At 51.9% G+C, this 12,479-nt stretch carries 10 protein-coding genes and 1 rRNA gene; 1 reads left to right on the top strand and 10 read right to left on the bottom strand.

Annotated features, from left to right (window positions below; all coding sequences use genetic code 11):
• Positions 1-45 precede the first annotated feature (45 nt).
• The gene (locus RJP21_RS28150) at positions 46-1,122 is read right to left on the bottom strand and encodes a PIN/TRAM domain-containing protein (protein ID WP_160045357.1); all 1,077 of its coding nucleotides are present in this window, start codon (positions 1,120-1,122) and stop codon (positions 46-48) included.
• Between the two features lie 207 nt (positions 1,123-1,329).
• Between RJP21_RS28150 and RJP21_RS28145 the strand changes: the two genes are divergently transcribed.
• Positions 1,330-1,725 carry a nucleoside triphosphate pyrophosphohydrolase family protein gene (locus tag RJP21_RS28145; protein ID WP_160045356.1) on the top strand — a complete coding sequence of 132 codons (396 nt, stop codon included), beginning with the start codon at positions 1,330-1,332 and terminating at the stop codon, positions 1,723-1,725.
• A 94-nt stretch (positions 1,726-1,819) separates the two neighbouring features.
• Here the strand turns inward: RJP21_RS28145 and pssA are convergent, their stop codons facing one another.
• The 9 genes from pssA to rrf all read right to left on the bottom strand — a co-directional run bounded on the left by pssA (position 1,820) and on the right by rrf (position 12,267).
• Positions 1,820-2,548 carry a CDP-diacylglycerol--serine O-phosphatidyltransferase gene (gene pssA / locus RJP21_RS28140; protein ID WP_310862206.1) on the bottom strand — a complete coding sequence of 243 codons (729 nt, stop codon included), beginning with the start codon at positions 2,546-2,548 and terminating at the stop codon, positions 1,820-1,822.
• A 55-nt stretch (positions 2,549-2,603) separates the two neighbouring features.
• Positions 2,604-3,680: a DNA integrity scanning diadenylate cyclase DisA gene (gene disA / locus RJP21_RS28135; protein WP_160045354.1), complete on the bottom strand. Its 1,077-nt coding sequence runs from the start codon at positions 3,678-3,680 to the stop codon at positions 2,604-2,606.
• A 13-nt stretch (positions 3,681-3,693) separates the two neighbouring features.
• Entirely contained in the window at positions 3,694-5,061 is a 1,368-nt protein-coding gene (gene radA, locus RJP21_RS28130) for a DNA repair protein RadA (protein WP_160045353.1), read from the bottom strand.
• Positions 5,062-5,335: 274 nt separating this feature from the next.
• Entirely contained in the window at positions 5,336-7,780 is a 2,445-nt protein-coding gene (gene clpC, locus RJP21_RS28125; protein ID WP_160045352.1) for an ATP-dependent protease ATP-binding subunit ClpC, read from the bottom strand.
• 67 nt (positions 7,781-7,847) lie between these two features.
• Entirely contained in the window at positions 7,848-8,909 is a 1,062-nt protein-coding gene (gene mcsB / locus RJP21_RS28120; protein ID WP_160045351.1) for a protein-arginine kinase McsB, read from the bottom strand.
• A gap of 24 nt (positions 8,910-8,933) precedes the next feature.
• Positions 8,934-9,458, bottom strand: a complete 525-nt coding sequence (gene mcsA / locus RJP21_RS28115) for a protein-arginine kinase activator protein McsA (RefSeq protein ID WP_160045350.1) — start codon at positions 9,456-9,458, stop codon at positions 8,934-8,936.
• A 28-nt stretch (positions 9,459-9,486) separates the two neighbouring features.
• The gene (locus RJP21_RS28110; RefSeq protein WP_160045349.1) at positions 9,487-9,948 is read right to left on the bottom strand and encodes a CtsR family transcriptional regulator; all 462 of its coding nucleotides are present in this window, start codon (positions 9,946-9,948) and stop codon (positions 9,487-9,489) included.
• A 540-nt stretch (positions 9,949-10,488) separates the two neighbouring features.
• Positions 10,489-11,661: a GNAT family N-acetyltransferase gene (locus RJP21_RS28105; RefSeq protein ID WP_310862205.1), complete on the bottom strand. Its 1,173-nt coding sequence runs from the start codon at positions 11,659-11,661 to the stop codon at positions 10,489-10,491.
• Positions 11,662-12,150: 489 nt separating this feature from the next.
• Positions 12,151-12,267 (bottom strand): 5S ribosomal RNA (gene rrf, locus RJP21_RS28100).
• Between the last annotated feature and the right edge of the window lie 212 nt (positions 12,268-12,479).

Below are 12,479 nucleotides of genomic sequence, written 5' to 3'. Positions count from 1 at the left end.
CTCGATCAACCGAAAGAAAAAATGTATACCCCCATCATACCCCTTTTACTGGGCTTTTTCCAACAGTTTCGGTTTGGCAAATATCATCCGTCCGGCGGAAGTTTGAAGCACGCTTGTCACCAGCACTTCCATCATGCTGCCGATGTAATCGCGCCCGCCTTCAACCACGATCATCGTTCCGTCGTCCAGATAGGCTACGCCTTGGCCATGTTCTTTTCCGTCCTTGATGACCTGCACCATGATTTCCTCTCCCGGCAGGACGACCGGTTTTACGGCGTTGGCCAGATCGTTGATGTTCAGAACCGACACGCCTTGCAGCTCGCACACTTTGTTCAGGTTGAAATCATTGGTGACAACTTTCCCCTGAAGAACCTTGGCCAGCTTGACCAGCTTGCTGTCGACCTCGGAAATCTCCTCGAAATCTCCCTCGTAGATCAGCACCCGGACATCCAGCTCCTTTTGGATTTTGTTCAAAATATCCAGCCCTCTGCGGCCGCGGTTGCGTTTGAGCAAATCCGACGAATCCGCGATATGCTGCAGCTCTTCCAGCACGAATTCGGGGATGACGATCGTTCCTTCGATAAAGCCGGTTTTGCAAATATCCGCGATCCGCCCGTCGATGATGACGCTGGTATCCAAAATCTTATGCTCTTCGATTTTCCGGTCCTCGTATGCGTCGCCCTTGCTCCACCGTCCCGAGGTCCACAGCGTGGCCAGCTCGTCTTTTTTGTCCAGGCCGATCCGGAAACCCATATATCCGCAAAAAAGGGTTAATCCCACGGCGGCAAGCTCGCCCGCTTTGCCCGCCCATGCCAGGCTCGGGTAGATCAGGAGCGACAGCAACAGCCCTCCGGTCAACCCGGCGGCCCCGGCCGCCAGATCGTTCATCGGCATGCCCGCCAGCGTCTGAATCATCGATTGAAAACGTGCCGCAAGCGCGTGGGCGCACAGAGAACCTATCAACAGAAATAAAATTGCTCCAAGTCCTGCGAACATCAAGCGTCCCCATACGGATTGATCAATACCTAAATTCGGGAACGTCCATCCGGCTGATTGATGAAGGGTATAACCCGCCCAAGCGCCGCACAATCCGGCAAACGCCACGATGAATTTTCTCAGCATAAGTTCCCACACCTCCTTAAACTGTATCAGTTATACATATTTCCTTAGCAGTATGGTCCAAATTCGGCGCTCATAATCCTGAAGGGCCCAAATTTTTCTATCGCGGGTATCGAATACGCTTCTGAAGGACGTGTCATTTTTGGTTGAAAATGGGCAAATGCCTGGCATATAATGAACTCAATTCTTATGCTAGAGGTGAAAAGGAAAATGAGCGCACCAAGTTTACAGGCTTTTCAGGATCAGGTTTCCGAATTGTTGCTCCGTCACCGCAGTCTGCTGGATGTGTTGTCCAAAAACGGGCAAAGCAGCGCATCCGTCAACCGGGCTGTCGCCAAGGCCGTTACGGACTGCGGCTGTATCGAACTCCATGCCACCAAACAGTCCTTTGAGTCCGAAGTGAGCCTGGAAGAGGCCAAGGACGTCGTCCGTACCCATGTTCGCGGAGAGTTATGCGAAAATTGCAGGGAAATCATCAGCGCCGAACTGGGACGCAACATTTTCTACATGTCGGCTTTATGCAACCTGCTGGGCATCAACATGGACGAAGTCGTCCAGAAGGAATCGCAAAAATGTTCTACGCTTGGCTTGTTTAATCTGTCATAGACTTGTGGCAATCCCGTTATGGAATACAAGGCAAACAAAAAAGCATTTATTTCCGCTGCGAGCAGCGGGAAATAAATGCTTTTTATTTTTGCGGCTATGAATGATCATTGAACACTTTTTGGTCCGTCGATTGATCTTGATGGCGCCTGCGGGTCAGCTTCTCCACATTTTGCTTTAATCCGTAGGCTGCATAAAGAACCAGCGGAACGAAAATAAGCTTGGATAGTTGATCCGGAAAAATAACGGCGACGGCGACTCCCGCGATAATGACGACGGGGGCGTACATCACGGCTTTTTTCGGGAGCCCCACCTTTTTGAAGTTCGGATACTTCACCGTGCTGACCATCAGATACGACAGAATCAACATGCCAATAATCATGTAAGGGGCCGAAATTTCTTTATGAAACAGCGACAACGTGGCCAAAACGCCACCTGCAGCCGGTATAGGCAATCCAATAAAATATCCCGGAATCCCGGATTGAACGTTAAATCGCGCCAAACGCAGCGCGCCGCAAATCGGAAATATGGCCGTTACGGTCCAGATAAGCGCATGGTGCATGCCGTGGAAAGAAGTAACATACATGATAAGTGCGGGTGCTACACCAAAAGAAATGACATCCGAGAGAGAATCCAGTTCCTTGCCGAATTCACTTTGTGCATTGAGCGCCCGGGCCACCCGGCCGTCCAATCCGTCGCAAAGCATCGCAATAATGATCATGATGGCCGCCAAACTTAATTTGTTGTCGAAAGCCAGCATAATTCCTACCATTCCGAGAAACAAGTTACCTAACGTAAACATGTTCGGAATTGATTTCGTAAACATTTTTTCACCTCGAATTTTTTTAGTACCCCCGTATCATCACTTGATTGTATGGCATTTAAATTTGTCTGTCAATGAATACTTGTTCCTGTAAACGTTTCAAACCTTCCTTAATGTTGCGGGCTCTGACTTCGCCAATTCCATCCACTTCATCCAATTCTTCGATGGTTGCCATCATGATGTGCGGCAGCTCTCCGAATTGCTCAACCAAGTTATGGATGATGACGTTCGGCAGCCGCGGAATTTTGTTCAGGATGCGGTATCCGCGCGGTGCGATGGACTCCTCCGAGTTCGCCGCGGAGATCGGGTAGCCGAGCAGCCGCACGACATAATGAATGTCGAGCAGTTCATCGTCCGTGGCCCGCTTCAGTCCGGCAATGATTTCGCGGATTTTTTCGTCGTTGTCTTCCCGGGCGTAATCCTTGTACAGAAGCCATGCTTCCTCTTCCATATTGCTGACGAGCTCTTCCATCTGCATGCTGATCAGCCGGCCTTCGTTGCCCAGCTCATTGATATAGCGCTTGATTTCCATTTTGATCCGCAGCACCATTTCAACCCGCTGAATGACGTTGACGACCTCGGGAACGGTTACGAGTTCTTCGAATTCCGATGCAGACAGGTTGGTGAGCGACTGGTTCAAAACCGCGCGGTATTTTTCGAGCGTCTGAAGCGCCTGGTTCGCCTTCGTCAAAATAACGCCGATTTCCTTCAGCGCATATCGGAGCGTGCCTTGATACAACGTGATAATGTTGCGGCGCTGGGAAATCGACACGACCAGTTTGCCGGTCTGCTTGGCGACACGCTCGGCGGTGCGATGGCGGATACCCGTTTCGGTCGAGGAAATGGAGGAATCCGGAATCAGCTGGGTGTTGGCGTACAAAATCCGCTTCAGGTCCTCGCTTAATATGATCGCTCCGTCCATTTTGGCGAGCTCGTATAAATAGTTCGGCGAAAAATCGCAGTTGATCGAAAAGCCGCCGTCGACCACTTCCATGACTTCCGGGCTGTAGCCGACGACCAGCAGACCTCCGGTTTTGGCGCGCAGCACGTTTTCCAGGCCGTCCCGAAACGGAGTGCCCGGTGCGACCAGCTTGAGCAGGTCGTTCATTTTATCCAATTGGCTCGGTTCCTTCATCTCTTTATGCCCCCTAATCTAACGCGACCGCTAGCGCATCTGCCACGGTATTGATGCCAATGATTTCAATTCCTTTGGGGTGTTTCCACCCCTTTAAGCTTTTTTCCGGCATGATAATCCGTTTGAAACCAAGCTTCTCGGCTTCCCTTACCCGCTGCTCGGCGCGCGAGACCGCCCGGACCTCGCCGGTCAAGCCTACCTCGCCGAACATGACGTCATACGGTTTTGTCGGAATATCTCGAAAGCTGGAGGCGATGCTGACGGCAATCGCCAAATCGACTGCCGGTTCATCCAGCTTCACGCCTCCCGCTACGTTCAAATATGCATCCTGGTTCTGCAAAAACATGCCCATCCGCTTTTCCAGCACGGCGATAATGAGGCCCATCCGGTGATGGTCCACGCCCGTACACATCCGGCGCGGCGACGGGAAATGCGTCGCGGACACCAGCGCCTGGAGCTCGACCAAAACCGGACGGGTTCCTTCCATGCTGGCAACCACCGTCGAACCGGCAACGCCAAGCGGACGTTCGGATAAAAACAGCTCGGACGGGTTGCCCACTTCCGTCAGCCCGGATTCGTTCATTTCGAAAATGCCGATCTCGTTCGTCGACCCGAAACGGTTTTTCACCGCCCGAAGCAGACGGTACGTATGATGCCGCTCTCCCTCGAAATACAATACGCAGTCCACCATATGTTCAAGCAGTCTCGGACCCGCGATGGCTCCTTCCTTCGTAACATGCCCGACAAGCACCGTTGCAATGCCCATGCCTTTGGCAACGCGCATAAACCGGGCTGTGCATTCCCGCACCTGGGCCACGCTGCCCGGTGCGCTTGTCACCTCGGGAATGTACACGGTTTGGATGGAGTCGATCACGAGAAACTGAGGCTGAATGCTGTTGATCGCTTCCTCGATCAGATCCATGTTCGTCTCGCAAAGCACGTACAGCTCCGGAGACAACGCCCCGAGCCGATCCGCGCGAAGTTTGGTTTGCCGCACCGATTCCTCGCCGGATATATAGAGAACACGCAGACCGGATGTCGTTAATGCATGCGAGGTTTGCAGCAGCAGCGTCGATTTCCCGATCCCAGGGTCTCCGCCGACCAAAATGAGCGAGCCCGGCACGATCCCGCCGCCAAGGACGCGGTTCAATTCGCCGATACCGGTGTGCACGCGCGCTTCATTGCTGCTCTCTATATCTATGATCGAAAGCGCCTTTTCTTTACTATGAAACAGCGGAGAATTCATTCCCTGCGTTTTAATGACGCTTTCAGTTTCTTCCACCATGGTATTCCAAGCTTGACAACCGGGACATTTACCATACCATTTGGCAGCTTCATAGCCGCATTCCGTGCAATAAAATTTCGTTTTTGTTTTAGCCATGACCTCTCCTTGTTGGTGATGGATTTTGTCTGAATTTGTCGATCACTCAGAAAATTGGCATTATTTTAATTTTACCATTTATTAAGTTTTATCGTAAAGTATTTGCAAAAAGTTTACATGTGTTTCAGAGCGTCTTTCGACGATCTGCAAGAAAAATAGAACGTATGAGCCAAACTTGTACATTCGACATCTAAAAAGGGGATTGACCTGCCGCTCATGATCAGCGGCGAGTCAATCCCCCTACATTAAACCATATTTTTATTTTCTTTTATTCTTAGGACGTTGCCGACACGTTGTCTGCTTTTCTTACCGTCAGTTCGCCGTTTTCTTCATCGATCACAAGCGAATCGCCCTTGGACACTTTGCCCGTCAGAAGCTCTTCGGACAAGCGGTCCTCGATATGCTTCTGAATCGCGCGGCGCAGCGGACGGGCGCCGAAGGCCGGATCGTATCCTTCCTTCGCCAGGAACGCTTTGGCCTTGTCGGTCAGCGTGAAGTCCACGTCGTATTCACGCAGCCGTTTGCGCAGCTCTTCGGCCATCAACGAAACGATTTCGGCGATATGCTTCTCTTCCAGCGAGTGGAAGACGATAATTTCGTCGATCCGGTTCAGGAATTCCGGACGGAAGCTTTTCTTCAGCTCGCCCATCACTTTGTCCTTCATGTTGTTGTAATCGGCGCCGGCATCGTTGACCGCCGTAAATCCGAGCGTGGAGTTCCGTTTGATCGCTTCCGCCCCGACGTTGGAGGTCAGGATGATCAGCGTGTTGCGGAAATCGACCACGCGGCCTTTGGAGTCGGTCAGGCGTCCGTCTTCAAGCACCTGCAGCAGAATATTGAATACTTCAGGATGCGCCTTTTCGATCTCGTCGAGCAGCACTACCGAATACGGCTTGCGGCGCACTTTTTCGGTCAGCTGGCCGCCTTCTTCGTATCCGACGTATCCCGGAGGCGCTCCGACCAGTCTCGACGTGGAGTGTTTCTCCATGTATTCGGACATGTCGATGCGGATTACCGCATTTTCGTCGCCGAACATCGCTTCCGCGAGCGCGCGGGCCAGCTCGGTTTTACCTACCCCGGTAGGACCGAGGAAAATAAACGATCCGATCGGACGTTTCGGATCCTTCAGCCCTGCGCGGGAGCGGCGTACAGCCCGGCTGACAGCCTTGACGGCTTCTTCCTGGCCGATGACGCGCTCATGAAGAATATTCTCCATGTTCAGCAGGCGTTCGGTCTCTTCTTCCTTCAGCTTGCGCACCGGAATTCCGGTCCAGTTCGATACCACTTGCGCGATATCCTCCGGCGTCACCTCGGAGTCGGTGCGGCCTTGTTTTTCTTTCCATTGGTTTTTCGTGGTCTCAAGCTCTTCGCGGATCTTTTGCTCGGTGTCGCGAAGCGCAGCCGCCTTTTCGAATTCCTGGCTTTGCACCGCCGAATCCTTTTCCTTGCGGATGTCTTCGAGGCGGCTTTCCAGCTCTTTCAGATTCGGCGGGATCGTGTACGTGTGCAGCCTTACTTTGGAGCCCGCCTCGTCGATGAGGTCGATCGCTTTATCCGGCAGGAACCGGTCGGAAATGTAGCGGTCAGACAGCTTCACGGCTTCCACGATCGCTTCGTCCGTAATTTTCACGCGGTGATGGGCTTCGTAACGGTCGCGCAGTCCGAACAGGATTTGAATCGCTTCTTCCGGAGAAGGCTGATCCACCATAATCGGCTGGAACCGGCGTTCCAAAGCGGCATCTTTTTCAATGTATTTGCGGTATTCGTCCAGCGTCGTGGCGCCGATGCATTGCAGCTCGCCGCGGGCCAGCGAAGGCTTCAGAATGTTCGAGGCGTCGATGGCGCCTTCCGCGCCGCCTGCGCCGATCAGCGTATGCAGCTCGTCGATGAACAGGATGATATTGCCGGCTTGGCGGATCTCATCCATAATTTTTTTCAAGCGGTCCTCGAATTCGCCGCGGTATTTGGTGCCGGCAACAACCGACCCCATATCCAGCGTCATAACGCGTTTGTCGCGCAGCGTTTCCGGAATTTCGTTGTTGATGATTTTTTGGGCGAGGCCTTCCGCGATCGCGGTTTTACCTACCCCAGGCTCGCCGATCAGCACCGGGTTGTTTTTGGTGCGGCGGCTGAGAACTTGAATGACGCGTTCAATTTCGTTGCTGCGGCCGATCACCGGATCCAGGTTGCCTTCCTTGGCAATGGCCGTTAAGTCGCGGGCCAAAGAGTCCAGCGTCGGCGTGCTGACGTTAGCCTGGGAGCCGTGATGGCTGGATACCGCCTCGCTGCTTCCAAGCAGCTGCAGCACTTGCTGGCGCGCTTTGTTCAGGCTGATGCCCAAATTGTTCAATACGCGGGCCGCAACGCCTTCACCTTCGCGGATCAGTCCGAGCAGGATATGCTCCGTTCCCACGTAGGTATGACCCAGCTTGCGTGCTTCGTCCATGGACAACTCAATGACTTTTTTGGCGCGCGGAGTGTAGGCGATATTGGTCGGCTGCTCCTGCCCTCTGCCGATGAGCGTTTCCACTTCATCCTGGATTTTTTCGAGTCCGAGGCCAAGTCCGATCAATGCCTTCGCGGCAATGCCGTCACCCTCGCGAATCAGCCCGAGCAAAATATGCTCCGTGCCGATGTTGTTATGTCCCAAACGAACGGCTTCCTCCTGAGCGAGTGCCAGCACTTTTTGAGCGCGTTCCGTAAATCTTCCGAACATCATTCTCCTGCACCTCCATGAGTTTGAAATATATCGAATTCTTGTTTGCTTTTCAGTCTAAATCTTCGGCTCAGGCTTTCGCCAGAGTCTCGCGAATCAACCTTGCCCGGTAAATGTCGCGTTCCTCGCTGTTCATGTCGTGGCCGTATTTTTTTTGCAAAAAACCCGGCTGCGTCATAACGTTCAGTTCGTTCATCACCGGAATGGAAGGCCCCTGTACGATCCCCAGGTCAATCCCCAGACGCACGTCCGAGAGCCGCTGACCGGCCTCTTTGGAATCCATGACCTCCGCGTACGATAAAATGCCGTAAGACCGTTTGATCCGGTCCGTGATGCGAAGACGGGAATCGTTCATGAGACGCGTGCGCGCATTTTTCTCGTGTTCGATGATCTGCAGCACGACGCTGTGCAGGTTATCGATGATTTCGTATTCGGTTTGCCCGAGCGTGATCTGGTTGGAGATTTGAAACAGGTTCCCTATTGCTTCGCTGCCCTCGCCGTAAATTCCTCTAACGGTTAAGCCAACTTGGGAGACCGCGGACAAAATCCGGTTAATCTGCTGCGTCATGACAAGCGCCGGCAGATGCATCATCACCGATGCCCTAAGCCCCGTCCCCACGTTGGTCGGACAGCTGGTCAGGTAGCCGCGCTTGTCGTCAAAAGCGTAATCCACCTCGGCCTCGAATTGGTCGTCGATGGCCGTCGCTTTTTCCCACGCCTCGCGGACCTGAAAACCCGGATAAAGACATTGGATGCGAAGATGGTCTTCTTCGTTAATCATGATGCTGACCGACTCATCCTCGCTGATCATGACGGCCCCGTTCTGGGACTCGTTCGCGAGGCTTGGGCTGATCAGGTGTTTTTCGACCAGCACCCTTTTGTCGATCGGCTCGATCTCATCCAGCTTAACGGTATAAAACGTCCCCAAGGACTTGATCGCCTGTGTATCCGCCACTTTGGCCAGCCGATTCAGCACTTCCTCCGACTGCTGGCGCGTTGCCAAGAGGGGAAAGGGCATGTGCTGCAGGTTCCGTGCGATCCGTACCCGGCTGCTGATCACGATATCGGAGTCGCTTGCCGTCCCCCGCATCCATTCGCTCAGCGCTTTCTCGGTAAACCTGAGATTGGGCATCACGCATTCCTCCTTAAGCGTACATTACTGTCCTGCCATTTCTTTTTCAAGCGTTCTGATTCGATCCCGAAGCTGGGCGGCTTCCTCAAATTCCTCCTGCTGAATCCGCCGCTGAAGCTCGAGTTTCAGATCGTCGATTTGACGTTTCAATTGAATCCGGCTGCCGCTTCTTTTCGGTACCTTGCCGACATGGACGGTGTTCCCGTGCACCCTTTTGAACAAAGGATCGAGACGGTCGCCAAAATATTTATAACAGGAGCTGCAGCCGAACCGGCCGATTTTGCTGAACTGGGAATACGTCATTCCGCATTCTTCGCACCGCAGGGATTGGGGCGTTTTGACGCTGCTGGTCATCCCTTTGCCCGCGGAATCAAAATCGAGCAGCCCTGATAGCAAGCTGTGTATCGAGAACCCACCCGACGTACCGGGGAGCATCTCTCCTTTTTCCCTTGCGCAAGTTTCGCAAATGTGGAATTCATTTTTTTCGCCGTTTACGATTTTGGTGAAATGGAGCGTTGCGGGTCTTTTGCCGCATTCTTGGCATAACATATCGCTGTACCTCCTTTTCTCCGTAGACTCATTTGCCTAACAAAGAAATCAGCATCGCCTTCATGATTCTTGCACGCAATTCATCCCTGTACGGAAGTTTGATCATCAAAGCCTCTCTGGAAACGGCTGCCCGCATCATGTTTGCTTCCCGTTTGGTCAGTAACCGGGCCTCCTCCAGCTGGTAAATGAGCCCTTCCGCGACCGTCTGGTCTATGGTATCGCCAATCGTCTGATGCAGATGAGTATGAAGCGCCGAATATTGCGGCAGACTGATACGCCTGATCCGGATGTAACCGCCGCCTCCGCGCTTGCTTTCCACGAGATAACCTTTTTCCAGCGTAAACCGTGTGCTTATGACATAGTTGATTTGGGAAGGTACGCAGGAAAAATGGTCCGCCAAATCGTTGCGCTGTATTTCGATCAACCCGTCGGGACTCTCATGCAAAATACTCTTCAGATATTGTTCAATAACATCAGAGATATTACGCATCGTTCATCCTCCACTTTAGTTCAGGATTTTGCCAAACCAAAACCGGTTTACGGGCAAAATCCCCGTACTGCTATTAGAAAGCCGGTTACAGATGCGCGTCCGATCCCCTTCGGGATATACAACCAAATTAACCAAAGGATCGGTGTGCGAACCGCATAAAATGAACGGCCAACCATGGCTGCATATGATGCAGCGCGGCATGGTTAGTGTAACTTCAGACAATTCAGATCATACATAAACTGTGCGATTCCAACAGGATATGCAAATTTGATCAGCAATTGACTTTGACTTTCTTTGACTATATTATAACACATTCTCGCGTTTTGCCAAGGGGCAAGCCTTAAATTACGCCGCAAACGGTATTTTTCGCCTTTGACTTTTCGAACATCGTTTAATCATCTGATATCATTTTTGACCTTTTTGCTCCATTCCATCCCTTGGGTGCTGAAGAAATTCAGCGTTGGGCGTTTCAAATCGAGCAGATTGTATAAAAAAACTCCCCCGCGGTGCTGCGGGAAAGTCTTGATCAGTAACTATTTTTTAGAAAAAGTCCAGCAAAAATGTCCGGCCGGCAGGGATGACCCGTTCCAACAGCGCAGCAGCCTCCGGATCACCGGCTAATCTGCCCATGTTCACCAATTCGCCGGGACGCTTGTAGCCAAACATCAGCGTTGTCAGCGTTTGAATGTCGCAGCTCAGCTGGGCCGGTTCCCCTTCGTCTTCTTTCGATACGGCAGCATTACCCTCAGGAGAGACGGTAATACGCCAATTCCCTTCGTTCCATGGGGCGTAAGGATCCCGGAGCCGAACCGTCCATGTCTGCTCCTCCCCGGTGCCCTGGAATGCATACGCCTCGATAAAGCCGGCAACATTCACGATTCGGGCCATCCCGAAAGGATGGATTTCCTGCGTAATCCGGGGATCCGCCAGCATATACGTCAATCCGTCGTCCATCGGCATTTGAGCAAGCACGGCTTGTTTGATCATCGAATCATGATTGCAGATAAACGTCCATAAGGCCCTTCTGGATTCTTCCGTCAGCCAGACAAACTCATGCACTTCCATTTCCTGCTTTTCGACTTTATACAATAGGAAACCTTGCGGTTCTCCCGATGCATCGTAAAAGACGGCGGTATGGTCCTCGTCACCCAAAATCGCATGCTTCCACCGGTCCTCGCTCCGAACCATCATACCGTTATACCGGCTCGCGTACGCTTCATAAATCCGGTTCAAAACGGGAATATCCTTGACGTCGCGGCGAACGGTTCCTTCGGTCACCTGCTTGGCGGGGAGCTTCTCGGTCGGAATGACGTACTTTTTATAATCGTTGAACATTTCCCAGCCGTATTTACGGTAAAACGCAAATGAAAACGGATGCAGCATGGACAGCAGCTTGCCCGATTCGTTCATGACCTTAAGAGAGTGCGTAAGCAGCTGTTTAACCAGCCCTTGCCTGCGGTTTTCCGGCCATGTAGCTACCCCCGCAACCCCGGACATCGGCATCTTTCTGCCATTGACGAAAATGTCCACGTTCAGCAAGCCCAGCTTGGCGCTTAAACGTCCATCCTCGTCAAAAATGCCCCACGTATTCTCGGGCTTAAACCGTTTTCTGGCTTTTTCCTTTTCCTCCGCGGTCACCCGGTATTGGAAGGCATATTCGCCCAGTTCCATCGAGGCATCGAATTCCTCGGGTTTCAATGTTCTGATTTCCATCCCATTTCACCTCGCCTATGTATTCGAAAAGCTTTTAATGAACAAATCATTAGCAAATAGCTGTGGATTACACATCGAGTATGTCAAACGGGCATGGCAAAGTCAATGAATTACCCACAAGATTTGGGATGCAAAATGCAAAAACGGTCTTTAATGGTCAAAACCGAAGCTACACCTGTGAATGTTGGGGATGAATTTGTGAATTTGTGGACGAAATTTCGAGCAAAATGGAGGATGCATGTGCACGGATGGGATAAGTTTGTGTACAAAATTGAAATTGCGGCGGCATTGCCAATCATGCTGTGGATGATCCGGCATGATCCGCGTTCATCCACAGCCAACCCTGGACAATGTGAACGAAAATGTGTTTGAAAGTGTGGGGTTGAGCGATCATGCCGCGTGTTATCCACTGTTATTTAATCATGCAATTTTATTATTCACAGCAAAATAAAAAAACCACCGTCGATTATACATCAACAGTGGTCCTTCGCTTGGCGGCGTCCTACTCTCCCAGGACCCTTCGGTCCAAGTACCATCGGCGCTGGAGGGCTTAACGGTCGTGTTCGGGATGGGTACGCGTGGAACCCCTCCGCCATCGCCACCAAACAGGATTTTTGCGCTGCCTTTGCTTCGATGATTATTCACCGGCAAAATATCCATCCTTAGAAAGGACTTGCAGCCTTAAAATCAGTTCAGATGTTTGATCACCTGAAAACTAGATACGAAACGTTTTGCGTTTTAAATACTCCGTAGCGTTACCCTTCACTTTTTGTTCCGGGCCCCGCCAAAGTACTCGGAATCAGCTACGAAGCTGCTCT

Origin of the sequence: Paenibacillus sp. VCA1 (genome assembly GCF_031583795.1) — a bacterium.
GTDB lineage: Bacteria > Bacillota > Bacilli > Paenibacillales > Paenibacillaceae > Paenibacillus_AQ > Paenibacillus_AQ albilobatus.
This window is presented reverse-complemented; position numbering and strand designations above follow the sequence as displayed.